Raw genomic sequence first — 25,920 nt, forward strand, 5'->3', positions numbered from 1 at the left:
ACTTATATAAGCACTATTTTAACGAGATCGCCTGCTTTGGCCTCTGGTGCGCTAACGTCACGGATAAGCAGGCAATTGGCATCGGACATGGTTTTTAGGCGGGCGCTTCCTTGGTTGAAACTTGCATCTACTGATTTTGTGCCGTCTTCATTTTCCCGATAGATGGCACGCATGTAATTCATGCGGCCACTGCCAGCGCGGATGTCATGGTCAACTGTTGCCATACTTGTTGGATAACCAACACCATCCAACCCTTGCATTTTATTCATGGCGGGAAGCATGAAGTTTGCAAAACAAACATATGAACTGGATGGATTGCCAGGCATGCCAAAATAGCGAATACTATTAAAGTCACCATAAACAATTGGTTTGCCAGGTTGCATGGCCACTTTCCAAAAATCGACCTTAAGGCCCGCTTCTTTTAAAACATCTTGAATGATATCATAATCACCAACGGAAACCCCGCCGATGGAAACAAAAATATCCACATCTTTAACAAGGGCGATTTTCGTTTGAACGTCTTTTAGTGTGTCTTTTGCTGTGCCAAGATTTATGGGAATGCCGCCGTTTTCTTCAACCAGTGCCATGAATAGCGGAACATTGGAATTGACGATTTTATCGGGGCCAATTTCTGATCCGACTTCCAAAAGTTCATCGCCTGTGGAAAGTATGGCGACTTTTGGCTGGCGGTATACGCTTATTTCAGCAACATTTCCTGCTGCAAGCAGGGCAATTTGTCTTGCGCCAATTTTGGTGCCTTTTGTTACCAGCACATCACCGTTTTTAAAATCACCACCTGCAGCGCGGATGTTTGATCCTTTGGCCTTGCAATCATTAATGATGATCTGGTCACCGTTACGTGTGACATTTTCCTGAATGACGACGGTATCGGCGCCATCAACCATTGGTGCGCCGGTAAATATTCGTGCGGCTTCGCCGTTTTCAATTGTGCCATCAAATGAATTTCCCGCTTGTGATTCACCAATGACGGTAAGAGGTTTATCAATGTCATCATACTTAACCGCATATCCGTCCATGGCGGATGCAGCAAATGGTGGTTGGGTCAGGTTGGATGTAATGTCATTTGCAGTAACGCGCCCCAGTGCATCATTTAAATGAATGGTTTCAGTATCCAGTTCATTTGTGGAATTTAAAATTGTTTCAAGTGCTTCTGGGACGGGGAGGAGTGACATAAATTTAATCCGCGTTAAAGGTTCCTGACTTGCCACCGGATTTATGGGTTAATCTGACATCAGTAATACGCATGGCTTTATCGACGGCTTTACACATATCATATATGGCAAGTCCTGCGACGGATACGGCGGCGAGTGCCTCCATCTCAATCCCTGTACGGCCATAAAGACTCGCTGTCGCGGTGATGTCCACGCAACTTTCCTGTTCATTACTTTCCAGATCAACCTGTACATTTTGTATCGGTAGCGGATGACATAAAGGAATAAGATCAGCCGTTTTCTTCGCGGCCATAATACCGGCAAGGCGGGCAACCGTATAAACATCACCTTTTTTAACGCCGCCCGCTTCAATAAGCGCAAGCGTTTCTTTCGCCATATATATGCGACCTTTGGCAACGGCAATGCGTTTTGTTTCGGCCTTTTCCGAAACATCAACCATGCTTGCGCGGCCTTCGGCATCAAGGTGTGTTAGGTCTGACATATTCTTATCCTTCGTTCACAAGACTATCAGGGATAGCCCCTTAAAACTTGATCTTAGTCATTAAATAACAATTTTTTCGTCGCTTGTTCCACGTCGTCCTGACGCATTAATGATTCACCGATCAGGAAGCTATTGATACCACAAGCATCATTTAACATTTTAAGATCATCATAAGTGAAAATACCGCTTTCGCTGACCAGTGTTTTGTTTTTATCAACAAGTTTCGCTAGCTCGACTGTGGTATCAAGGGTCACTTCAAATGTTTTTAAATTGCGATTATTGATACCCAGAAGTGGTGATTTTAATTTATGGGCGCGCTCTGTTTCCTCTGCGTCATGTACTTCCACAAGTACGTCCAACCCTTGTTCGATGGCGGTTTGTTCAAGTTCAGCACATAAAACATCATCAATCATTGCCATGATGATCAAAATACAATCTGCCCCTAATGCGCGGGCCTCAACGATTTGGTATGGGTCAACCATGAAATCCTTGCGTAACGCCGGAAGGGATACTGCGTTCCGTGCCGCGACCAGATATTCATCGGCCCCTTGGAAATATGGAACATCGGTTAATACACTTAAACAACTTGATCCACCGGCTTCATATGCCTTCGCCAGGGCAGGCGGGTCAAAATCATGTCGGATAAGGCCCTTGCTCGGGCTTGCTTTTTTAATCTCGGTAATCAGGCCGAATTTACCGTCCGCTTTCGCGTTTAACAGGTTTTGGTGAAAACCACGAACCGGGCTTGCCTCTTTTGCTGCCTTGTCCAGGTCAGAAAGCGAGCGTTCTTTTTTACATTTCGCCACGTGTTCACGCGTTGTTGCGGCGATCTTTGCTAAAATATCACTCATCTTCGTCTTCTTCTGATACTGGTGGTTCTTCGTTCGACATTGTAATCCATGCGTCAAGCTTTGCTTTTGCCTTGCCGCTATCGATCACATCGGCTGCGATTTCGACACCGTTTTTAAGGTCGGTTGCCTTTCCGGATACAACAAGTGCCGCTGCGGTGTTTAACAGCACGATATCGCGGTATGCGTTTTTCTCGCCATTCATCACAGCAATTAGCGCAGCTGCGTTAAATTCTGCGTCACCGCCTTCAATGTCTTTAAGGCTTGCTGTTTCAAGTCCGGCGTCCGCAGGTGAAATGGTAAATTCGGTCACCTTACCATCTTTATATTCGGCCACATGGGTTTCACCCGTGATGGTAATTTCATCAAGTCCATCTGAACCGGTTACGACCCAAACATGTTCCGACCCAAGGCGGCCAAGAACTTCAGCCATTGGGCGGTTCCATTTTTTATCAAAAACACCGATCACTTGAAATTTGGTTTCCGCCGGATTGGATAGCGGGCCGATCAGGTTGAAAATAGTACGTGTGCCAAGGGATGCACGCGCAGGGCCAACATGACGTGCCGCGCTATGGTGGCGGGTTGCCATCAAGAAGCTAATCCCCAGTTCATCAAGGCATTTTTTAACGATAACCATGTCGGCATCAATATTTATACCCAGCGTTTCAAGCACATCGGCACTGCCGGATTTACTGGATACGGCGCGGTTGCCGTGTTTTGCAACCGGAACACCACATGCCGCGAGGACAATCGCCGCCGCCGTTGAAATATTATAGGTACCCGCAGTATCACCGCCAGTGCCACAAGTATCAACCGCGCCCTCTGGCGCTTTAATGGTTGTGGCTTTTGAACGCATGGCTTCCACAGCGCCGGTGATTTCATCCAGTTTTTCACCGCGCACGCGCAGCGCCATTAAAAATGCGCCGATCTGTGGCCCGGTCGCGTCACCATTCATCATATATCCGAATGCTTCGCGGGCCTCTTCCCGTGATAAATCATTGCCGCCCGCAAGGTGGGCAATGGTTTTCTTAAAATCAAGCGACATTTCTGCGCCCCCCATTATGATTATTGGCAAGGTCGATGAAATTCTTTAACAGATCATGACCATGTTCAGATGCAATGCTTTCCGGATGGAATTGTACGCCGTGAACGGGATGTTCTTTATGGGATAGCCCCATGATTAAACCGTCTGCGGTTTCCGATGTAATTTCAAGACAGTCCGGAACGCTTTCCCGTTCAACAATCAGTGAATGATAACGGGTGGCATTAAACGGATTTTTAAAACCATTAAAGATGGTTTTGTTTTCATGGCTGATCGGGCTGATTTTGCCGTGCATTAAATATGGCGCGCGGATGACCTTACCGCCGTAAACCTGACCGATGGATTGGTGGCCAAGACAGACACCAAGAATGGGAATGTCGGCCCCCAGTTTTTCGATAATTTCCATGCAAATGCCCGCTTCATCCGGGGTGCATGGGCCGGGGGAAAGAATAATTCCTTCCGGGTTTTTGGCGCGGATTTCATCCGTGGTGATTTCATCATTACGGTAAACATCAACATCTACCCCGATTTCACCGAGGTAGTGATAAAGATTATAGGTAAAACTGTCGTAGTTATCGATCAGTATATACATCCGGAAAACACCCTTTTGAAAAAAATATCATTCCTTTTACAAAAGAAGCGGCGTAAGGTACAACACTAAATTCGAAATATAAGCAAAAATAGGGGAGAATAATGCAACAACTTGCAAAAATTCTGTTAATTCCACTTGTGCTGATGGTCGCTGGCGTCGCTAATGCCGATGATTATGATGTGCGTGAACATTATACCAAGCATGAATATGCCATTCCCATGCGGGACGGTACAAAAGTATTCACCGCCGTTTATACGCCAAAGGATAAATCGCGCGAATATCCGTTTTTGATGGTGAAAACACCATATTCCATTAGCCCGTATGGCGTGGATAATTACCCAACCCAGCTTGGGCCAAGCGGCGGTGATAACCGTTTCGCAAAAGAAGGGTATATTTTCGTCTATCAAGACGTGCGTGGTCGATATATGTCGGAAGGTGAATTTAAAAACATGACACCGCATATCGCCGATAAAAAAGGGCCAAACGATGTGGACGAAAGTTCCGATATGTATGATACGGTGGAATACCTGCTTGAAAATGTGAAAGGCCACAATGGCAAAGTCGGTATTTTCGGCATCAGTTACCGTGGCTTTTACGCGGCGGCGTCCGTGATCGATAGCCACCCTGCGATTAAAGCATCAAGTCCGCAGGCCCCAATGGCCGACATTTATTATGGTGATGATTTCCATCACCGCGGTGCGTTTTTCTTACTCGATGCGTTTCGTTTCTTCCGTGGGTTTGATCAGGAACATAATAACCCGACCAAACAGGGTAAACGTGATACTTTCCAATTCCCGGGCAATGATGCTTATAAATTCTTCCTTGAACTTGGTGCGCTTCACAATGTGAATGACAAGATTTTCAAGGGCGAAAGCCAGTTCTGGAACAGATTGATGGAACACCCGAATTATGATGAATTCTGGCAGAGCCGTCATATCGTACCGCATCTTAAGAACGTGAATGCAAACGTGATGACCGTAATCGGTTCATTCGATGCAGAGGATAGCTACGGCGGTACCGCCATTTATGAGGGTATCGAGAAAAACAATCCGGGCATCGACAATATGTTGGTGCGTGGCCCATGGTTCCATGGTGGCTGGGTGCGTTCTGATGGTACCAACCTTGGTAACGTGCGCTTTAATTCGCAGACATCGAAATTCTATAAAGAAAATATCGATCTTAAATTCTTTAATCATTATCTTAAGGGCGGGCCGGATCATGAATTACCGGAAATGCTTGCCTTTTATACCGGTGAAAATGAATGGCGCGAACATAGCGAATGGCCAGCCGCAGAAGCAGAGCCAAAAACATTCTATATGACCGATACGGGCGGTATTTCAAATGATAAACCGACCGGTGACGGATATGACGAATGGGTCAGTGACCCTGCGAACCCGGTACCATACACACGTGCCATCACAAATGGCAGATCCCGTGAATATATGGTTGAAGATCAACGTTTTGTTGAAGGCCGTCCTGACGTGATGGTTTATGAAACAGAGGTCCTAACCGAAGATTTGACCATGTCTGGCCCGATTGTGGCGGATTTATATGTGTCAACAACCGGAACAGATGCGGATTTCGTGGTTAAGGTCATTGACGTGTTCCCGAATGATTTCCCGGAACATGAAAATAAATACATGGATGTGCCAATGCCGGGTTACCAAATGATGGTACGTGGTGAAGTGATCCGCGGTAAATACCGCAACAGCATGGAAACACCGGAACCCTTTACCCCGGGTGAGGTCACACAGGTGAAATTCACATTGCCGGATATCACCCATACATTCAAACAAGGCCACAAATTGATGATCCAAATCCAAAGCTCATGGTTCCCGCTGGTTGACCGCAACCCGCAACAGTTCCTGAATATCTATGAAGCCAAGGACGAAGACTACATCAAAGCCACCCACCAGATACACACCTCGGACGAATACCCGAGCAGTATCACGGTTGGGGTTATTGAGTAGATATAATTCAAATATCGGGATCGCTTAGGCGGTCCCGATGCCTTTTTATGGTCATTTTTATGAATAAGATTAATTAAGGCGATAAATTCATTGGGGAAATATGCAGAGAAGTATTGCAATAATTATTAGTTTTATTGTTTTAGGTACAATGTCATCACAAATGACACTGGCCGCGCCACCATGTGCAAAAACACTGCCGGACAATCTTGAGCGCTATGCTGAAAGATTTACTTTCCTTGATCAACAAGAAGATCAAGCAGCATTGTACGGATATTATCGATGCTTAACGGGTCGTGATCATATTGAAGGCCAATACCGCCGCGGCCTTGCCTATGAAATGGGTTGGGGGGTTAAGAAGAATATGAAAAAAGCTGCCTATTGGTACAAAATGGCTGCTGATGGGGATTATATTTATTCACGCACAGTTAATGGAATAGTAGAGCCTAGGTTTCGCAAGGGGGTAATAGTAGGTCACGCTGCAGCGCGTTATCGATTTGGTCTGATGTATTTGGAAGGACGTGGAAAAGAAATGGATAAAGCTTATTCAGTGATTTGGTTTAGCCGGGCTGCTAAACAGGGGCATGCCGATGCGCAGTATCAACTAGGTCTTTTATTGATCAAACCTAAATCGCCTATCGAAGGTATCGTATACAATATTGATAAGGCAAAATACTGGCTCAGTGAATCAGCTAAGCAGGGGCATGTTGAGGCAATAAAGGTATTGACGAATTTGAACGAATTGGAAAAACAAAAGTAGTTAGGTATTAAATATGATATTTTTTAGCGTTCTCTTCATTTGGATATTAATCTTTTTTGTCTGGAATTTCATCAGTAAAAAGATGTCAAATTTTACTTTTTCAAGATTGAAGAACGTGCGTTGGTCCATGGTGCAACGTTATCCTAAATTTCTAGAGGTGATTATAAAATTATTTTACTTATTTTTACCTATAATGTTTTTCAACATTTTTAATAAATATAAAGAAATAACATTTGAATATGTTTGTGAATCTGACAGTGGGTATAGAAATAATGCTACAAAAATAACCTCTATATTAAATTGGAATAGAGGATACGGAACGCAGAAATATTTAGAAAACACCAACTTTACAAATACAGGCAATATGCTGAGATATATTGTTTTACACAGCGTGGAATTTGTGGAGTTTGTAGTGGAAAAACCGTACTATGGTCTTGATAAGGAAATTATTGAAGCAGGTAATTATAGAGCCAAATATTATCCTGAAGACACTTTTGAATGCTTGGAAACTGAATATATGTATCCTAATTATATGGAATACATTAACGAAAGTTCGAAGCGATTTAAAGAACATGGTTTTCCACTTAAAGATACTAGTGGAAAATGTATAGGTATTGAAAAAGTAGATAAATTAGAAGCTAAATATCAATTTAGAAGTGAAATTCATGTAAAAGAAACATCAAGCTATGGACATTCTTTAAATATAGTTCGAACCCGTTTAATTAACAGAGAATCTGAAGGAATCGTCAATCAATTTCAGAATGTATCAATTAGTTCAAATGAGGGTTTGAATTATTTGTTTTTAGGTTATAGAGCTAATTTTTATGGTAATTGCAATTCCTTAAATAGGTTAGTTAGAGATTTCAAAAACAATCGTGATTTAAATAACGTGTCTGAACGTTATATTGTCGAGAGAGGTTTTTTTGACTTTGGTCTTTAATTGGATAATGTGGTCTAATAGATGCTTCAAAATAAGAGTGAAGCGAGCCTAAATAAAGACTATGGATTAGGGGGACACAATTCTTAATAATAGAATCTCCCTGTCATGCCCGTGGAAACGAGCATCCATATGAAGTGTATAGATTTATCAGTATTAGACACGGGTTCCTGATTATTTCCTCGGGGCGTAGCCCCTCGGATCGGGAATGATGGTATTGTAGTGGCTGGCTATTGACCAACCCGGCAATCTCACCTATCGTTTTGGTATCAATAATTGTGGGAGAAAATCATGACGGGGTTAAGGGCTTTATTTATCGGTATATTGGTCATCACGCTGCCATTTGTGGCGGTGGCGCAAGGGTCGGATTATGACGCGCGGGAAGATTATACCAAATATGAATATCAAATTCCCATGCGTGATGGGGTTAAGCTGTTTACTGCCGTTTATGTGCCCAAGGATAAATCGCGCGACTATCCGTTTTTGATGAAACGCACGCCATATTCGGTGCGCCCGTATGGGGTTGATAATTATCCGAACTTTCTTGGCCCTGTCAGCTTTGACCATCATTATGAAAAATCGGGTTATATTTTCGTTTCACAAGACGGTCGTGGCCGCTGGATGAGTGAGGGTGTATATGAGGAAATGTCGCCCCATAACCCTGATAAAAGATCGGATCAGGATACGGACGAAAGCACCGATATGTATGATACGGTGGAGTGGCTCTTAAAAAATATTCCGAATAACAATGGCCGTGTCGGTATCTGGGGCATTTCGTACCCCGGATTTTACACCGCCGCCAGCATCATCGACAGCCATCCTGCGATTAAGGCCGCATCCCCACAAGCGGCCATTGGTGATATGTTTATCGGTGATGATGATCATCATAATGGCGCGCTTTTCTTGCTGGATACGTTCCGATTTTATGGTTCATGGCGGGTTGATCATGATAACCCGACCAAAAGCAATGCACCGCGCATTCCCATTCCCCATGATGATGCCTACCGCTTTTTCCTTGAAATGGGGGCGCTGCATAATGTGAATGATAAATATTTTAAGGGCAGAAGTCCCTTTTGGAATTCATTAATGGAACATGGTGATTATGATGAATTTTGGCAGCGCCGCAACATCATCCCGCATATGAATGGTATCACCACCAATGTGCTGAATGTTTATGGTTCCTTTGATGCAGAGGACGCATACGGTCCCAACAAAATTTATCAACATATCGAGGAAAACAATAAAGGCATCAATAACATGTATGTGCGCGGTCCGTGGTATCATGGTGGCTGGGTCAGGGCAGAGGGGGATTACCTTGGTAACGTGCCATTTGCGCAAAAAACATCACGCTTTTATCAAAAGGAAATCGAACATAAATTTTTCGATTATTACTTAAAAGACGAAGGGGAAATGGACCTGCCAGAGGTTTATTCATATTACAGCGGATCAAACGAATGGCGTACTCATGAACAGTGGCCACCGGCCGCCGCAGAACCATTCACGCTATATTTAAATGATGATGGCGGTTTATCAGGGGAAAAACCAAGCGGCGAGGGTAGTGATGATTATGTATCCGATCCCGCCAATCCGGTGCCATTCACCCGCGCTATCACAAACGGCAGATCCCGTGAATATATGGTTGAGGACCAACGTTTCGCGTCCCGCCGTCCGGATGTGCTGACCTATCAAAGTGAGGTTTTAACAGAAGATGTAACCCTCGCGGGGCCAATCATTGCGGATTTGTTTGTTTCAATCACGGGAACGGATGCGGATTTCATGGTGAAACTCATTGATGTATTCCCGGATGATTTTCCGGAACATGAAAATAAACATATGGATGTGCCCATGAATGGTTATCAAATGATGGTACGGGGTGATATTTTCCGTGGAAAATACCGCAATAGTTTCGAAAACCCGGAAGCCTTTACCCCCGGTGAAGTGACAAATGTGAAATATGAATTAAATGATATTTCACATACGTTTAAGCAGGGACACCGCATTATGGTGCAAATCCAAAGTTCATGGTTCCCGCTTGCGGATAGAAACCCGCAGCAGTTTATGGATATCTATAGTGCCCGTGACGAGGATTACATCCGTGCGACCCACACCATTCACCGCAGTGCTGAATATCCGACCAGTATAACTGTTGGGCGTTTGCCGAATTAGAAACTGCCTCTATTGTCATTCCAAACTTGATTTGGAATCCACGGAATCCTTAATGGTAATAAAGATTTGTCCATTGAGATGATCTCATGGATTCCAAATCAAGTTTGGAATGACGGGTTCTTGGTGGTTGACCTGAGTTATATATTTTCATATCTTTTGTGATCACAAAATTAAAAGGGCAGTAAATTGATTAAAAGATTTGGTAAAGACGCAGCATCGGAAGATATTCTGAAAACATTGATGGCGGATGGTGCCGTTATTGTAGAAAATCAGGTAAGCCATAATTTAGTAGATAAAGTGACCACCGAATTACGCCCGCATTTCGATGAGGTGGGTGATAAATTCCAGAATGATTTTAATGGCTATAGTACCTTACGCGTGGCGGGGGTTCTTGCCTGTTCCCGTACTGCGGCGGATTTGTTGGCCCATGACCGTGTTATGGATATGGCCGATGGGGTATTAAAACCTAATTGCAGTAGTTACCGTATCGGTAGCAGCGTTGCCATTGAAATCCACCCGGCGGAAGCCGACCAAGTCCTTCACCGCGATGATGAAATTTATCCGGTGCGTCTTCCGTTTGAAATGCAGATTAGTGCCATGTGGGCGTTAACCGATTTTACCGAAGAAAACGGTGCAACGCGCGTGGTACCAGGCAGTCATGATATGCGTGAAATTGACACGATCACAGATGATCAGGTGACACAGGCCGCCATGCCGAAAGGGTCGGTTCTTTTTTATCTGGGGTCATCGGTTCACAGCGGTGGTTCAAACAGAAGCGATGCACCGCGTATAGGGCTTGTTACGACATATAGCCTTGGATGGTTAAGACAGGAAGAAAACGCATACCTAACCATCCCGAAAGAGGTAATCGATACATACCCTGACCATATCCGCCGCCTTGTGGGGTATCAAGGGCACGCGCCAAGTTTGGGTCTTTATCCCGGTGATCCGGATGGTCTTTGGTATGATGCATAAATAAAAGTAAGGTTATCTTCTTATTTTCATTCAAGTTTTAATCTTTATTAGCAACTTGTAAAAGTTTGTAATATATTAAAATAGCTAACGTAGTTGCTGACTAGAGAGTATAATGAATAATAAGAAAGACCAATCCATCGCAGAAAAGGCGGAAGAGCTTTACGAAGCTATACTTGATATGCTTTTTCCAAAACGCGTCGCACAGCGAAAAATACAGATGGAAAAGCAGCGCAAACGCGCCGCTGAAAAAAAAGCAGCAGCAGACGAGGCAGAAAAAGAACGTAAGCATAAGGCAAGGGTGTCGGGCCGAGGTATTTTCTGGAACAAAAGGCCATATCATCCATCGATGGGCGCCAATTACCGCGATTTATTAACGGCGATTGGTGTCGATAGTCGCAGAACGACCCGCATTTATCATCCGCGCTGCGGTACTGATATGTGTACAATCGCGGAACGAAGTGGGCCGTACATTCAATATTATATTCCGCCAGATGACAATACGACGGAAATTGCAAAGAATATCGCGTTCAATCAATTGACCAATAAAATTGACCGAATTTCTGATATTATTGAGCTTTATGAAAGGGCGGCATTTTGTCACTTATTCCCTATCGTCAACACACCGGATATGGAATTCGAGGAATTTTGTAAAAACCTTTATAATAAAACCGTTGATGATGGTTATATCATCGTATCAGAATTCGTTCCGGTTGAGGGCGAAGAAAGCATCTTAGATAAACATGATTTTGTGTTTCCATATGATAGAACACCAAAGGTTGTTTTAAGACAAAAATTCTTGGAATCACGCGAACATGATCATTCCGAACATTGGGAAGAAATTCTTGATGGACGACTAAAGGAAATGCAATCCGAAGTATGTTTGGAAAGCCTGCCAGAAGACATTGACCTTTTAAAAGGATTTCATGACGAACTTAAACGCTGGATCGTGATTTTGAAACTTATTCAGGATAAGAAAATCCGCGTCCTGACCCGCGTTTATAAACGAGAAGCAAAAGCCATTAGATAATAAAAAAAGGCCCCGCAAATTTGCAGGGCCTTATTTCATTCAGTATATTTGAATTAAAGCGCGTTACAGGCTTTTTCAATGGCCATTAGCGCACCATGCAGTTTCTTGTGCGTTGTACCAAGGTTCATTCGCATAAAGCCAACACCTGTACGACCATAGTTTTCACCAGGATTGATGTTAACGCCCGCTTTTTGAATGAAGAATTTCTTCATCATGTCACCAACACGGTCGTCGCCTTCTGGGCTACCCAGTTTTTCCGCAAGTTTTGAACAATCAAGCCATGCAAGGTAAGTACCTTCATGAACTTTATAATCAATAAGCGGTAGTTTTTCTGCGCAGAATTTCTCAAGGAAATGTGCGTTCGCGTCCATATATGCCTGCATGTCATCCATATATGTTTCACCATGTTTATAGGCGGCGTTAGATGCGATTGTACCCATTGTATTTAGAAGAGCACGTTGGTGGTTACCGATCTTTTGAATACGATCCAGCAGTTCTTTATTATCAGAGAACATATAACCTGTACGGTGCGCCGCAAGGTTAAATGATTTACTTGTTGATTTAAGCGTGATGCTGTTCATAGCATAAGCGTCACCAAGTGATGCATATGGCACATATTTCGCGTGCTTATTCACAAAGTCACAGTGAATTTCGTCAGCGATCATCAGCGCGTTATATTGGTTTGCAAGATCACCAAGTTTACGAAGTTGGTCCGCTGTCCAGCAGTTACCGGTTGGGTTTTGCGGGTTACAAAGGATAATGACTTTTGCGCCTTCTTTTAATAGGCGTTCTGTATCATCATAATCGAAATCATAAACACCATCTTTATAGATCAGGTCACTTTCTGCAAGTTCACAAAGTGCGTTTGGAATTACGCCGAAGAAACTTGAATAGTTTGGTGTGTGAAGAATTACTTTATCACCCGGCTCACATACTGTGCGAAGGGCACTTGAAACACCATCAAGAACACCGATACAGTTTTTAATGGTGGATGGATCAACGTCCTGATCGTAACGTTTCTTGTTCCATTTAACGATGTTTTCTTTGTAATCCGCTGGCGGTGCTTCATAACCCCAGTTATGGTGATTAAGGCGTTTTTGTAGTGCTGCTGTAATGTGTGGCAATGTACGGAAATCCATGTCCGCAACCCCCATTGGGTATGGAACTTCGTATGGGCGCGCACCTTTACGGATGGCGTCCCATTTAAAATCACCGGAACCGATACGGTTAAATTCTTCGTTAAGATCATATGCCATTGACATGGACATATGCCCCATCCCCCTTGCTGAAGCCGCTGTTGTTGGAAGGCTTGCTGCACCAGCCATAAATGTGGCGGCCCCAGCACCTTTCATAAACAGACGACGATCTAGTTTAGAGTTGCTCATAAATAATGCTCCCGTAAAAAGTGAAAAATATATTGTTTACCGATACCCTTTATTATTGTTGTTTTTAGGAGTAAACGAGGCAGAGGTTGCAACAATGTAACATTGTTGTCAATGTAAACATTGAAGGCAAAAATTTATGAGAAAAATTTTCTAATTATGGATAAATATATATTCTTTAATAGAATAATATCACTGATTTTGGCACTTTCGTTGACTTTGTGAATGGTTTTGTTTGTAAGGCCAAATTCAACCACAGGGCAGTAATTCTTAATAAATCGTGCGTCCGATGTACCGCCCGTGGTGCTTAAATTGGGGGTAAAGTTGGTATGCTCTTTAATCGCATCAACAATTGTTTCAGTAAGCAATCCTTCTGGTGTTAAAAATGAATCTCCGGAAACGTTGATGTCAAGGTCGTATTTAAGACCGCTTTCATCGCAAAGTTCATAAAGCCATTTTGTTAAACTTTCCGGTGAATGTTCATTGTTAAAACGAATGTTGAATTTTGCAGTTGCATTCATTGGGATGACATTACTTGCTTTATTACCGACATCAATTGAAACAATTTCTAGGTTACTGGCGTCAAAGAATTCATTACCGTTATCAAGCGTCGTATTGGCGAGCTTATCTAACAATGACACTAATCCCGGAATTGGATTATTTGCAAGATGTGGATAAGCAACATGTCCTTGTGTGCCAAATATGGTCAATGTGCCATTAAGGCTGCCACGGCGGCCAACTTTAACCATGTCACCGATCTTATTTACATTTGTTGGTTCACCAACGATGCAATAATCAGGAACTTGGTCATTTTCTTCTAGCCATTTTAACATTTTAATGGTGCCGTTGATCGCGGGGCCTTCTTCATCACCGGTGATCAACAGTGACACTGATCCATCAAAATCATCAAGTTCTGATACGGCGGCGGTGAATGCCGCGATAGAGCACTTCATATCACTGGTGCCGCGCCCATATAAAATGTCACCTTCTATGACTGCATCAAATGGGGCATGTTTCCATTCATCCATATTGCCTGCTGGTACGACATCTGTGTGTCCTGCATAACAAATATGTGGTTTTCCATTTCCCTTTCGGGCGTAAAGGTTATCAATATCTGGTGTGTCATCATCCGAAAATGGTAATCTGGTGCATTCAAAGCCCATAGACGATAATGCCTTTTCAAGGACATCAAGCGCCCCGGCGTCACGTGGTGTAACGCTGGGGCAGCGAATTAAATCCTGTGATAAAACAATCGGATCAATGGGCATTGTTAATCCCGCAAGAGATCATTGATCGATGTTTTCGATCTGGTGCGTTCATCAACACGTTTTACGATGACGGCTGCATAAAGCGCCGGACCAGGTGTACCATCTGCCAGTGGTTTGCCGGGTAGGGTGCCAGGAACAACAACGCTGTATGCCGGAACACGGCCCATGAAAATTTCACCACTTTCACGGTCGATGATTTTTGTGGATGCGCCTATAAATACACCCATGCTTAACACAGCACCTTCTTCAACAATTACGCCTTCGGCGACTTCTGATCTTGCGCCGATAAAGCAATTATCCTCGATAATCACTGGGCCAGCTTGTAATGGTTCAAGAACGCCGCCAATACCAACGCCGCCGGAAATGTGAACGTTTTTACCAATTTGTGCACATGACCCAACGGTCGCCCATGTATCAATCATGGTGCCTTCGTCAACATAAGCACCAAGATTTACAAATGATGGCATTAATACAACATTCGGCGCGATATAAGCGGAATGGCGGACAACCGCGTTCGGAACTGCGCGAAAACCAGCGGCGTCGAATTCTTCAGTTGTCCATCCTTCGAATTTTGATGGGACCTTATCAAACCAGCCGGATTTTTTGCCCGGGCCACCTGGAATTTTCACCATTGGATTTAAACGGAATGATAATAATACGGCTTTTTTAAGCCATTGATTTACAAGCCATTCATCATTTTCTTTTGATGCAACGCGGGCTTTGCCGCTATCCATCATGTTAAGTGCTTCGTTTACGGCTTCACGGATTTCACCTGTTGTGTCCGTTGATAATGTGTCGCGGTCTTCCCATGCTTGATTGATGGTCGCGATTAATGTCTGATCTGACATTTCTTTCTTCCTTATTAATTTCAGTATTGATGTTAGCTTAAAAGTCCGGCTGTCGCCATTGCTTCTTTCACTTTAATTTCTGTTTCTTTCGTGATTGGCGTTAATGGTAAACGCATTTCATCACTGCAAAGTCCAAGCAATTTGGCCGCATATTTAACCGGGCCGGGGCTAGGTTCAATAAACATCACATCATGAAGTGCGGTTAATTTATCTTGAATTTCAAGTGCACGAACATAATCGCCATTTAGTGTGGCATCTTGAAATTCAGCAACTAACTTCGGTGCAATATTTGCCGTAACAGATATACATCCACGACCACCATGTGCATTAAAGGCAAGGGCGGTTTGATCTTCACCAGAAAGCTGAATGAAATCTTTACCCGATGACATGCGCTGTAAAGGTACGCGTGCAAGGTTTCCTGTTGCATCTTTAATACCGACAATATTTTCAAGTTCGTTATAACATCTTGTGATGGTTTCAACGGTCATATCAACAACGCTTCTACCCGGGATGTTATAGATGAAAATTGGAATATCTGTTGCATCACAAATTGCCTTGAAATGCTGAAACATTCCTTCCTGTGATGGTTTGTTATAATAAGGTGTAACCACAAGTGCTGCGTCGGCGCCTGCTTTTTCAGCGGCCTTGGTAAGTCCAATTGCTTCATTGGTGGAATTGGAACCAGTGCCTGCAATAACCGGCACGCGTCCGGCTGCTTCGTCAACACATACTTCGATCACGCGTTCATGTTCCGGATGATCCATAGTCGGGGACTCTCCTGTCGTGCCACAAGGCACGAGCCCCTTCGATCCCTGTTCAATATGCCATGAGATCATCTTTCGAAACGTACTTTCGGCAAAAAGTCCATTTTCAAAAGGTGTGATCAGGGCAGGTATTGAACCAGCGAACATTATTTTTCTCCAGATAATAAAAAAGTTTAAATTGTAAATGAAATGCCTAAGGTACTAACTAAAAATTAGGCAGAACGTGAATTACCCATGAATTACAGCCAAAATAAGGCAATTACAACACTTATTAATTTCAATTTGTATTCTTAAGAATAATAGATCATAACTGTTTCATTGAATTGTTGGAGATATGAATAATGTCACGCGTAAAAATCGGAATTATAGGCTGTATGGGACGAATGGGAAAGGCGTTAACGGCGGCTGTGCTTGATAGTGAAAAAGCTTTTCTCGTTGGTGCAACTGTAAGGGCAGGACATAACGCTGTTGGTTCTAATTTAAAACACCCTGAAACAGGTGCAGTTACCAATATTAAGATCACTGAAGATGTAAAAGAAGTGATTGAAAAATCAGATGTAATTCTTGATTTTACATCACCAGAGATGACGTTGGAAGTCGCTGAAATGGCGGCTAAATCAAATGCTTCCCTAGTAATTGGTACGACGGGCCTTTCAAAGGATGATGAAAATTTATTGCAAGATATTTCCAGTAAAATTGCCATTGTTTATAGTTCAAATTATTCAGCGGGTGTAAATCTTATGATGCATTTGACGAAATTGGCTGCATCAACACTTGATGAAAATTTTGATATTGAAATTGTTGAAATGCATCACCGTCATAAAGTTGATGCACCATCCGGCACTGCATTATCCATTGGCCATGCCGCGGCTGAGGGTAGGGGAAAGAAACTTGATGATGTTATGGACGCTGGTCGTAACGGTATCACAAGCGAACGTAAAAAAGGTGATATCGGATTTGCCGTTTTACGTGGCGGTAATGTTGCAGGCGAGCATACAGTTAGTTTTAACGCCGATGATGAAAGAATTGAAATTACGCATAAAGCAGGGGACAGAGCAATTTTTGCCAGAGGGGCGGTAAAAGCCGCGCTTTGGTTAACGAATAAAGACGTGGGGCTTTATGACATGTGTGATGTGCTTGGGTTAAAGGCATAAAAAAAGCCCCGCCGGAGTATTAATGGCGAGGCTTCTTTACTATGTACTATGTACTGACTAGCTTATTGAAGGGCCCATGCTAGTGGAACAGACATTGTAAGCTGTGCATCTGATGCTGCAGATGGTGGAGTTGGAAGTGATACACGCTTAAGGATCTTGCCAACTTCACGGTCTAGAACGTCGTGACCTGATGAAGATACGATGTTGTGAGCAACAATGTTACCGTCACGGTCAAGTTTAATTTCTACTGTTAGCTTGCCTTCTAATTCTTTACGAAGAGCAGCACGTGGGTATGTTTGCTTCTTAGCGATTTCTTGTGTTACTTGCTTCTGCCAGCCGCTAACGTCCGCTGCGTTTGCTGTGCCTGAGAAACCTGCTACTGCGATGAATGCTGCTACTAATACTGATACAATTGACTTAATACTCATGTTAAATTCTCCAAAATTTACTCTTAACTTACGTGTTTAAAATCTATCACCCAACCGGGTTTGTTTCGATGAATAGGTTTTTACGTGGCAATAGTAACCAAAAAGTTAATGATAAAATTTTACCTTTTTATTTTTTGCTAAATTCGTGGAAATTGATTAGTTTATTGTTATCTAAAATAGAAAATATTTTCAATTTTTGTTTTTAAAATAGAATTTAATTATACAAATGTTATGTTGTTACATTGTTTGTTGTAATAATATTACGTATTCGCGAAAAATGTAAAAAAATGCAATAAAAATGCAATAAAAATGAAAAAAAACCCCGCAACCTATTGCGGGGCTTAAATTGGTTAACGGTTGTTAACTATTTCAGTGAATTTTATAGTGCGTCAATCGCTGCTTTCATTGCATTTAATGCATTATGAAGCTTGCGGTGAGTGGTCCCAAGATTCATTCTCATATACCCTTCACCGTTCTTGCCGTAGTTCTCACCAGGGTTCAAATTGACGCCCGCTTTTTCAATAAAGAATTTCTGTAGCATGTCGCCAACGCGTTTACCGTCTTCTGGATTGCCGAGCTTTTTGGCTATTGCAGAACATTCGATAAAGGCAAGGTATGTACCTTCATGAACCTTATATTTAATGTCAGGAATGTTCTCTGATAGATATTTCTCAAGGAAATGACAGTTTGCATCCATATATGACTGCATATCATCCATATATGTTGCGCCGTGCTTGTATGCTGCATTACAGGCGATCATGCCTAACGCGTTTAATGAACCGCGTTGATGGCCGTTCTTTTTAAGCGTGTCAATATATTCCTGATTGTCAGAGAACATATAACCGACGCGTTGAGCCGCAAGGTTGAATGATTTACTTGTTGATTTAAGCGTAAAGCTGTTTTGTGCATATTTTTCACCAAGTGATGCATATGGCACATACTTCGCATGTTTGTTTACAAAGTCACAGTGGATTTCATCAGCAACAACGAGAACACCTTTATCAAGACACAGATCACCCATTGCACGCATTTCATCCGCTGTCCAGCAGTTACCAGTTGGATTTTGCGGGTTACAGAACAACATTACTTTAACGCCATGTTCGTCAATTTGCGCAGCCATTGCATCGAGATCCATTTCCCAACGGCCATCATTAAGCACAAGCGGGTTTTCAATGGTTTGGAACTGTGCGTTTCTAATCACGCTAAAGAAACCTGAATAACCCGGTGTATGAATAATCACAGGGGCACCAGTTGGGTTATATGATTTTAGAATGGACAGCACGCCATCAAGTACGCCAAGACAGTTAAGAATACTGCCCGGCTTTACGTCTTGATTATAACGTTTTTTATTCCAGTCAATAATGTTTTCATAATAATCGGCTGGCGCTGGCTGATAACCCCAGTTTTGATGCGCCATACGTTTCATCAGTGCTTCTGTAATATGTGGTAGTGTTCTGAAGTCCATATCAGCAACACCCATCGGGTAGGGCACGTCAAACGGGCGTGCACGGCGACGGATTCCGTCCCATTTGCTGTCACCGGAACCGATACGGTTGAATTCTTCGTTAAGGTCATATGCCATTGACATTGAAGAATGGCCCATGCCTTTCGCATTTGCAGATGTTGAAATTGCTGTTCCCGATGCAAGTGCGCTGCCGAATAATGCAGTGGCACCAGCCCCCTTCATAAAGAAACGACGATTTAGTTTTGAAGTTTCAGTCATGTTGTTTGCTCCCATTATTTTAATATATTGATTAATGAATGGTGTGAGATTGCTATAACATTCGCGGGCTGTCAATGTTTGCATAAAAAAATGCGGTTAAATCAATAATGATCTAACCGCATAAAGTTGGGACATGAAGTTTGAAATTATTATAAAGTCTTTACCGCTGCTTCTAGGTTCTCTAAAGCCTTTTGAAGTTGTGCGCGGTTGGTCGCGAGGTTCATACGCATGTATCCTTCGCCACCTTTACCGTAATTGGCACCAGGGTTAATATCGATACGGGCATTATCAAGAACCCATTCTTTCATATAACGACCCGGAGGATATGTTTTAATGTGCTCAACGCCGAAGAAGTCCGTTTCCGTTACATTGTTTTCTGTATTATATGCTGTCAATTCAGCGGCCTTCGTTGTTGCATCAAGTTTTGTTGCAAGTTCACGACAATCAAGAAACGCCAGATAAGTACCCTCATGGGCTTGATAATTGACCATAGGAATGCGTTCTGTGATGAATTTTTCAGCGAACTTCATATTTTCGGTCAAATAAGCATTTTGTTCGTCAATATAATCATCGCCGTGTTTTAACGCTTCGTTTGAGGCAATCATACCCATAATATTAAGTAACAGACGTTGATGACCACCTTTAAGCACTTTGTCTATATATTCACGGTTATGCGAGAACATATAACCAGTTCGGTGCGCCGCAAGGTTAAATGACTTACTGGTTGATTTTAAACTGATGCTGTTTTGTGCATATTCTTCACCAAGGTCGGCATATGGAACATATTTATTGTCCCCCATCACGAAATCACAGTGAATTTCATCGGCGATCACAAGGCATCCATATTGATTACAAAGATCGCCCATGCGTTTTAACTCATCTGCGGTCCAGCAATTCCCCGTCGGGTTTTGCGGGTTACACAGGATGAATAACTTAATGCCGCTGGCAAGCTTTGTTTCGAAATCTTCCCAATTAATTTCCCAGCGACCGTTATCTGTTTTGGTCATTTCGCTTTCGGCTTCATGCATGTTTGCCTGATGAATAGTGGTAAAGAAACTGGAATAGTTTGGCGTGACAAGTAATACTTCATCACCTTCTTTCCCGAATGACATTAGGATGGAAAGAACACCATCAAGAACACCAACACAGTTCAGAATATTTCCTTGTGGGACATCGGCGTTATAGCGACGTTTGTTCCATGCTACGATGTTTGATGGGTAATCAAGTGGCGGTAATTCATAACCCCAGTTTTCTGTTTCAAGACGTTTTTTAAGGGCGCTTGTGACTTGTGGTAATGTTCTGAAATCCATGTCGGCTATGCCCATGCCAACATCAAGTTGCTTGCCCGGGTTTAACATTTTTATCATGTCGAATTTGACACTGTTGGTATTGTTGCGGTCATATCCGGCGTCGAAATTAACCTGATTGTCCATGGAAAGTGCCGCACCATCAGTGGTGCTGTTATTATTATTTTGTGGTTCCTGCGAACATGCGGTGAGTGCTGTTGTTCCGACTGCGCTGCCTAATAATGCAGCGGTGCCGGTCCCCTTCATAAACATACGTCTACTAAATTTCATAAATATAATCCTTACTTTTCCCTATCAATATTTTGTGATCATGTTTTTAGCAACTAATGTTATTGGTGTCAACATGATGTAATTGCTGTCAACATGACAAAAAAATGACACTGAAAATAAATAAGGTGACTTTTTCCTATGAAGCGTGAAAAATGAATACTATAAAATAAATAAGAATGATTCACAGAAGGCCGTTTTTGAATGGATAATAGTATGTCACATAATGATAAAAGCGAAAGCGGCGAAAATAACAAATCACAACGGCGGCGAGGGAACAGACGCCTCAACAATAAAAAAAACAACCGCAATAAACAGAATTCCCAACAAAAACAGCATGTATATGGCGTTGTTGATCTGGGGACCAACAACTGTCGTTTGCTTGTTGCTGTGCCGCAGCATGGTGGTTTTCGTGTGATTGATAGCTTTTCCCGTATCGTCAGACTGGGGGAAGGATTAAAAGAAGAGAAAAGAATTTCTGATCATGCGACGGAAAGAACCGTTTCCGCGCTAAAGGTTTGTATGGATAAAATGCGCCGCCGTGGGGTAACGCGCATGTGGAATGTGGCAACACAAGCATGTCGTGAGGCAGAAAACGGTGATCATTTTGTAAAAACCATCGAAGAAAAAGTAAAAATCAAACTTGATATCATTGATCCGCAGGAAGAAGCCCGCCTTGCGGTAATGGGTTGTAAGGCTTTACTTGATACGGATTATAACCGCGGTATCGTTTTTGATATTGGTGGCGGTAGTACGGAAATCATCTGGATCGAATTTAATGAAAAGAGAGTGCCGCAGATTATTGACTGGATTTCAATCCCGCTTGGTGTTGTAAATCTGTCCGAAGAGTACGGCACGGAAAAAGTATTGCCCGCCGAACATTATGAAGAAATGAAAGAACGTGTGAAAGAACATATTGAACCGTTCGAAAAGAAACACAATGTCAGTGAACATATTAATAGCAATAAAGTGCAATTGATGGGTACCAGCGGTACAGTTACCACATTAACCAGTATGCATTTAAATCAGGCTGTTTATGACCGCAACGAGGTCGACGGGGCATGGATGAAAAGCAAGGACCTTGTTGGGCTTTGTAATGATCTGGCGAAACTTGATTATAAAGAAAGACTGGCACTTAATAATATTGGTAATGACCGTGCGGAACTGGTTGTTGCAGGATGTGCTATATTTGATGCGATTATTGATGTCTGGCCGATTGAAGATTGCCGTGTCGCCGACCGTGGTATTCGCGAAGGAATGCTCCATCATTTAATGGACGAACAGCGCCGCATTAATAAAGCCAATCGCAGAAGACGTTCCAGAAAACGTTATTATTTAAAGCGTAAGAATAAAGATAAAAAGGAGCAGGTTTCAGATGATTAAAAAACCAAAGCTCAGTAAAACAGGTAAAGTAAGACGCCTTGACCCGCGCGGCATTGTCCGCGGTGAAAAAGAGCGTGTAAAAACCGCAAGATACAGAAAATCCGGTTCAACAAGATGGCTTCACCGTCAATTAAATGACCCATATGTGGCTGCAGCCAAGCGTGACGGATACCGAAGCCGTGCGGCATATAAATTAATCGAACTGGATGAACGTTTTAAATTTTTACATGGTGTTCATACGGTGGTGGATCTGGGTGCTGCGCCCGGTGGTTGGACGCAGGTCGCGCGTCAACAATGCGCCGGTGATGTTACAATCATTGGTATTGATTTGCTTGAGGTTGACCCAATCCCATGCGCTACATTTTTACAGATGGATTTTACCACTGATGAGGCCGAAGCCGAACTGCTTGATTTAATCGATAACCCTATTGATTTGGTGATGTCCGATATGGCCGCGGCAACCACGGGGCATCAAAACACCGACTATATCCGCACACAGGGCCTTGTCGAAATCGCATTTGATTTCGCGAAAAAAGTGCTCGCGAAAAATGGCACATTCGTCGCCAAGGTTTTCCGCGGTGGCGCAGATAATGATTTACTCGAAGAAATCAAAAAACACTTCAAAACCGTCCGCCACTTTAAGCCACCAGCCAGCCGGAGCGAGAGTAAAGAGACTTATCTGGTCGCTCAAGGGTTTAAGGGGTAGGTGTGTTTTTTATCTCGTCATACTCGGACTTGTTCCGAGTATCTTATTGGTTGCATCAATAAATACCATTAAGGAGATTCTCGGAACAAGTCCGAGAATGACATTTCAGGGAGTGGTGTTAAAATTTCAGCCTTTCGGCACCGTAAGTGTAAAGGTCGTGCCATTGCCGGGTGTGCTGCTTACAGTAATGGTGCCGCCGTGTAGTTCAACGAGTTTCTTTGTGATAGCAAGGCCCAGTCCAATGCCGCCGATGTAACGTGTTGATGTGCTGTCAACTTGTGTGAACCAGTTGAAAATGTGCCCTTTGGCATCAAGGTCAATACCGCATCCGGTATCAGATATGGATATTTCAATAAACGGTCCGACCTCTTTTGTGCTGATGTCGATAATGCCTTGTTCTGTAAATTTAATGGCATTGCTTAAGAGTTTATCAAAAATTTCCAACAATTTTTCTTCGTCGGCGTAAACGTCGCTGTCAACAAAATTGCTGGTTAGGGTTAAACCCTTGTCATTTAATTTATATGAATGATGTCTGATTGCGTTTTGTGCCACTTGTTTTAAACTGATATTGCTGGGCGATATGGTCATCATGCCCGCTTCTAATCTTGAGAAATCAAGTAGGTCTCCAATTAATGTCAAAAGTCGCTTGCCAGAATTATCCATTTTACCGACATATTTTTTAAGTTCTGAAAAACAATTTTCCACAAGTCTGGAAATGTAATCCATATCACCGGATTTTTGTTCTAATGCCTCAAGTAATTTTTTTGTTGAGGGTAGGCGTTCCGGATGAGCAAGAATTGGCGAATAACCGAGTATTATTGTTAACGGAGTTCTTAATTCGTGGCTCATCATGTTCAGAAATTCTGATTTCGTACGGTTTGCGAGTTCTGCTTGCCTATAAATCCTGTTTAAATCGAATAACAATGCCACTAATATCACAAGATAACTTGCCATTTTTAAAAGGTGGGAAATCGATGAGATTGCATCAAAAGTTTCCGCTGAAAACGGGATATAAAAACATTGGACAGCAAAATTAATAATCAATGAAATGGCCAGGCAAAATTCAATGGTGTTATTGTCCCATTCGTGTCTGTATAAAAATCCGAATAACGCCCCACCAAAAAGAAAAGCGGGTATTAATTCAAGTGGCCGTGCAAAACCAAGTAGGCTGTATAATTCCGGCACAATTGGCGTATATGCAAAGAATAAAAATACTAAAACGGTCGAAAAAATAGCAATCGTTAAATATAATTTTTCCTTTAAGGGTGTGTCCTTATATGATTTGTTTAAAAGAAAAATCATGCTGATGAATAGTGTGATGGATAAATACATCCGCGGTGCAAGCCAGCTCCAGGGAAAGCGGAAAATAATGCTATCCGGTGCGGATTGGGTTAGCGCGAAATGGGCAATAAGTCCGTGAAATGCATCAAGAAATGCGGTGCCGATAAAACCGGCACCAATGAAAAAGATCAAATTTTCTTTTCTGGAATAATATCTGACCATCGCCATAAGCCCGACGAATAATGCAAGAAGTGTCGATATAACTTCGACAAGTGAATGTGATGTTAAGCTGCCCTTCCATTGAAGGGAAGGTGTGATGATCGCCCCAATCAATAAAAGTATAAATACGGAAAATAATATTATTGCCCGTTCATTGGTTTTTTTATTGTTTTCATTTTCCAATTGGTGTTCTCACCCTTTCAATGTTTTAAATATATATTTAAAATACATGATAGTAAATAAATAAAGGCCCGGAATTACTTAAATAGTAACCCGGGCCGTAAGTTTGTATGTCTGTTAGGGGGAACGAGGGGGGAGGAAATCAGACATACTATGGAATTTTAGAATGAAAAATTATAGCGTTTTGGCGTCTCGATCGAATATGAAACTCTGCCCATTCTTCTGGAACGTCTTCTTGATCTTTGACGACGATTGATGCTTTTTCTTTTCAGTAACACCATCATTGCTGCCTTTGTACGACGCTTAATTTTGCATGACATCGATCATCTGTGTGATACGGCGAAACTTGCCAGTAAATCTCTTGGTGGGATCATCCACCTTGGTGTTCCGCCATCATTTGGACCGTATTTATTACCGTTTATTATTCCAAGGCTGCATAAGGACTTCCCGGATTTAAAATTACATATTACCGAAGCTCCACCAAGGGAACTTGAAATCGGCCTTGATCAGGGGAAATATGATTTACTGTTATCATCGACACCAGCATTGATGGCAGAACTGAATTGCATGACCTTGATAGAAGAGCCGCTGATGGTTGGGCTTTCCCCGGAAAATAAACTTGCTGAAAAAGATACGCTGGTGGGTGAGGATTTATCAGGGCAAAAGGTCATGACCCTCGGTGTTGGTCATCAGCTTTATGAGCAGGCGCAATCGATTTCAACACAGTATGGTTGCCAGATCATGAGCGAATATGAAGGTACCAGCTTAGACGCGTTAAAACATATGGTGGTGATGAATATGGGGATCAGTTTTTTTCCGGCTCTTTATGCCATATCCGATATTGAAAAGGATGATGATATTATCGCGCTACCATTTAAAGGGGGAACGATCAAAAGATCGCTTGGGCTAATCTGGCGACGGACCAGCCCAAGAATTAAAGATTTCCATGTCATCGCCGACATTATTAAATCCGCCGTTAAAGAACGATTTGATGATGTGGTGATAGTTAAATGAATTATGGG

At 42.6% G+C, this 25,920-nt stretch carries 23 protein-coding genes; 10 read left to right on the forward strand and 13 right to left on the reverse strand.

All coding sequences use genetic code 11. The features are described 5' to 3' along the window. Positions 1-2: 2 nt before the first annotated feature. Genes KW060_RS06150 through KW060_RS06170 form a run of 5 tightly spaced genes read right to left on the reverse strand, consistent with a single transcriptional unit; the run spans position 3 to position 4,156 of the window. Positions 3-1,193 (reverse strand): molybdopterin molybdotransferase MoeA, encoded by a 1,191-nt coding sequence (locus KW060_RS06150; protein WP_249035492.1) that lies wholly within the window; start codon positions 1,191-1,193, stop codon positions 3-5. Positions 1,194-1,197: 4 nt separating this feature from the next. Further along, a complete protein-coding gene (moaC, locus tag KW060_RS06155) occupies positions 1,198-1,674 on the reverse strand; it encodes a cyclic pyranopterin monophosphate synthase MoaC (RefSeq protein ID WP_249035493.1) in 477 nt (158 codons plus the stop codon). 53 nt (positions 1,675-1,727) lie between these two features. Beyond that, positions 1,728-2,525: an indole-3-glycerol phosphate synthase TrpC gene (trpC, locus tag KW060_RS06160; RefSeq protein WP_249035494.1), complete on the reverse strand. Its 798-nt coding sequence runs from the start codon at positions 2,523-2,525 to the stop codon at positions 1,728-1,730. Next, positions 2,518-3,567, reverse strand: a complete 1,050-nt coding sequence (gene trpD / locus KW060_RS06165) for an anthranilate phosphoribosyltransferase (RefSeq protein ID WP_249035495.1) — start codon at positions 3,565-3,567, stop codon at positions 2,518-2,520. Before trpD ends, trpC begins: the two co-directional genes overlap by 8 nt. Then, positions 3,557-4,156 carry an anthranilate synthase component II gene (locus KW060_RS06170; RefSeq protein WP_249035496.1) on the reverse strand — a complete coding sequence of 200 codons (600 nt, stop codon included), beginning with the start codon at positions 4,154-4,156 and terminating at the stop codon, positions 3,557-3,559. The genes trpD and KW060_RS06170 overlap by 11 nt, the downstream gene beginning before the upstream one ends. A 101-nt stretch (positions 4,157-4,257) precedes the next feature. Here KW060_RS06170 and KW060_RS06175 point away from each other — a divergent pair, with 101 nt between their 5' ends. From KW060_RS06175 to KW060_RS06200, 6 genes are all read left to right on the forward strand, one after another. Further along, positions 4,258-6,126, forward strand: coding sequence for a CocE/NonD family hydrolase (locus tag KW060_RS06175; protein WP_249035497.1), 1,869 nt, complete (start codon positions 4,258-4,260; stop codon positions 6,124-6,126). Between the two features lie 100 nt (positions 6,127-6,226). Next, positions 6,227-6,883 (forward strand): tetratricopeptide repeat protein, encoded by a 657-nt coding sequence (locus KW060_RS06180; protein ID WP_249035498.1) that lies wholly within the window; start codon positions 6,227-6,229, stop codon positions 6,881-6,883. A 127-nt stretch (positions 6,884-7,010) separates the two neighbouring features. Then, positions 7,011-7,823: a hypothetical protein gene (locus tag KW060_RS06185; RefSeq protein ID WP_249035499.1), complete on the forward strand. Its 813-nt coding sequence runs from the start codon at positions 7,011-7,013 to the stop codon at positions 7,821-7,823. A 288-nt stretch (positions 7,824-8,111) separates the two neighbouring features. Continuing rightward, positions 8,112-9,986, forward strand: coding sequence for a CocE/NonD family hydrolase (locus KW060_RS06190; RefSeq protein ID WP_249035500.1), 1,875 nt, complete (start codon positions 8,112-8,114; stop codon positions 9,984-9,986). Positions 9,987-10,172: 186 nt separating this feature from the next. Next, positions 10,173-10,961 (forward strand): phytanoyl-CoA dioxygenase family protein, encoded by a 789-nt coding sequence (locus tag KW060_RS06195; RefSeq protein ID WP_249035501.1) that lies wholly within the window; start codon positions 10,173-10,175, stop codon positions 10,959-10,961. 112 nt (positions 10,962-11,073) lie between these two features. Beyond that, positions 11,074-11,988, forward strand: a complete 915-nt coding sequence (locus KW060_RS06200; RefSeq protein ID WP_249035502.1) for a hypothetical protein — start codon at positions 11,074-11,076, stop codon at positions 11,986-11,988. Between the two features lie 53 nt (positions 11,989-12,041). On the opposite strand, the gene KW060_RS06205 is transcribed toward KW060_RS06200, so the two are convergent. The 4 genes from KW060_RS06205 to dapA form a co-directional block, all read right to left on the reverse strand. Further along, the gene (locus tag KW060_RS06205; protein WP_249035503.1) at positions 12,042-13,373 is read right to left on the reverse strand and encodes a MalY/PatB family protein; all 1,332 of its coding nucleotides are present in this window, start codon (positions 13,371-13,373) and stop codon (positions 12,042-12,044) included. A 134-nt stretch (positions 13,374-13,507) separates the two neighbouring features. Next, complete coding sequence (dapE, locus tag KW060_RS06210) at positions 13,508-14,638, reverse strand: succinyl-diaminopimelate desuccinylase (RefSeq protein WP_249035504.1); 1,131 nt, start codon at positions 14,636-14,638, stop codon at positions 13,508-13,510. Positions 14,639-14,640: 2 nt separating this feature from the next. Beyond that, on the reverse strand, positions 14,641-15,486 hold the full coding sequence (gene dapD / locus KW060_RS06215; RefSeq protein WP_249035505.1) for a 2,3,4,5-tetrahydropyridine-2,6-dicarboxylate N-succinyltransferase: 846 nt from the start codon (positions 15,484-15,486) through the stop codon (positions 14,641-14,643). A 32-nt stretch (positions 15,487-15,518) separates the two neighbouring features. Continuing rightward, a complete protein-coding gene (gene dapA, locus KW060_RS06220; protein ID WP_249035506.1) occupies positions 15,519-16,397 on the reverse strand; it encodes a 4-hydroxy-tetrahydrodipicolinate synthase in 879 nt (292 codons plus the stop codon). Between the two features lie 194 nt (positions 16,398-16,591). Here dapA and dapB point away from each other — a divergent pair, with 194 nt between their 5' ends. Beyond that, positions 16,592-17,404 carry a 4-hydroxy-tetrahydrodipicolinate reductase gene (dapB, locus tag KW060_RS06225; protein WP_249035507.1) on the forward strand — a complete coding sequence of 271 codons (813 nt, stop codon included), beginning with the start codon at positions 16,592-16,594 and terminating at the stop codon, positions 17,402-17,404. A 62-nt stretch (positions 17,405-17,466) separates the two neighbouring features. Here dapB and KW060_RS06230 read toward each other — a convergent pair whose 3' ends face one another. The 3 genes from KW060_RS06230 to KW060_RS06240 all read right to left on the reverse strand — a co-directional run bounded on the left by KW060_RS06230 (position 17,467) and on the right by KW060_RS06240 (position 21,132). Next, the gene (locus KW060_RS06230; RefSeq protein ID WP_249035508.1) at positions 17,467-17,832 is read right to left on the reverse strand and encodes an energy transducer TonB; all 366 of its coding nucleotides are present in this window, start codon (positions 17,830-17,832) and stop codon (positions 17,467-17,469) included. 379 nt (positions 17,833-18,211) lie between these two features. Next, on the reverse strand, positions 18,212-19,555 hold the full coding sequence (locus KW060_RS06235) for a MalY/PatB family protein (RefSeq protein ID WP_249035509.1): 1,344 nt from the start codon (positions 19,553-19,555) through the stop codon (positions 18,212-18,214). Between the two features lie 149 nt (positions 19,556-19,704). Next, a complete protein-coding gene (locus KW060_RS06240; protein WP_249035510.1) occupies positions 19,705-21,132 on the reverse strand; it encodes a MalY/PatB family protein in 1,428 nt (475 codons plus the stop codon). A gap of 213 nt (positions 21,133-21,345) precedes the next feature. Between KW060_RS06240 and KW060_RS06245 the strand changes: the two genes are divergently transcribed. Together KW060_RS06245 and KW060_RS06250 are read left to right on the forward strand one after the other, a co-directional pair. Continuing rightward, a complete protein-coding gene (locus tag KW060_RS06245) occupies positions 21,346-22,512 on the forward strand; it encodes a Ppx/GppA phosphatase family protein (protein WP_249035511.1) in 1,167 nt (388 codons plus the stop codon). Further along, the gene (locus KW060_RS06250) at positions 22,505-23,218 is read left to right on the forward strand and encodes an RlmE family RNA methyltransferase (protein ID WP_249035512.1); all 714 of its coding nucleotides are present in this window, start codon (positions 22,505-22,507) and stop codon (positions 23,216-23,218) included. The genes KW060_RS06245 and KW060_RS06250 overlap by 8 nt, the downstream gene beginning before the upstream one ends. A 126-nt stretch (positions 23,219-23,344) precedes the next feature. Here the strand turns inward: KW060_RS06250 and KW060_RS06255 are convergent, their stop codons facing one another. Then, the gene (locus KW060_RS06255) at positions 23,345-24,901 is read right to left on the reverse strand and encodes a sensor histidine kinase (protein ID WP_249035513.1); all 1,557 of its coding nucleotides are present in this window, start codon (positions 24,899-24,901) and stop codon (positions 23,345-23,347) included. 252 nt (positions 24,902-25,153) lie between these two features. Between KW060_RS06255 and KW060_RS06260 the strand changes: the two genes are divergently transcribed. Then, entirely contained in the window at positions 25,154-25,912 is a 759-nt protein-coding gene (locus KW060_RS06260; protein WP_249035514.1) for a hydrogen peroxide-inducible genes activator, read from the forward strand. Positions 25,913-25,920 lie beyond the last annotated feature (8 nt).

The sequence above is a fragment of the Pseudemcibacter aquimaris genome (assembly GCF_028869115.1).
GTDB lineage: Bacteria > Pseudomonadota > Alphaproteobacteria > Sphingomonadales > Emcibacteraceae > Pseudemcibacter > Pseudemcibacter aquimaris.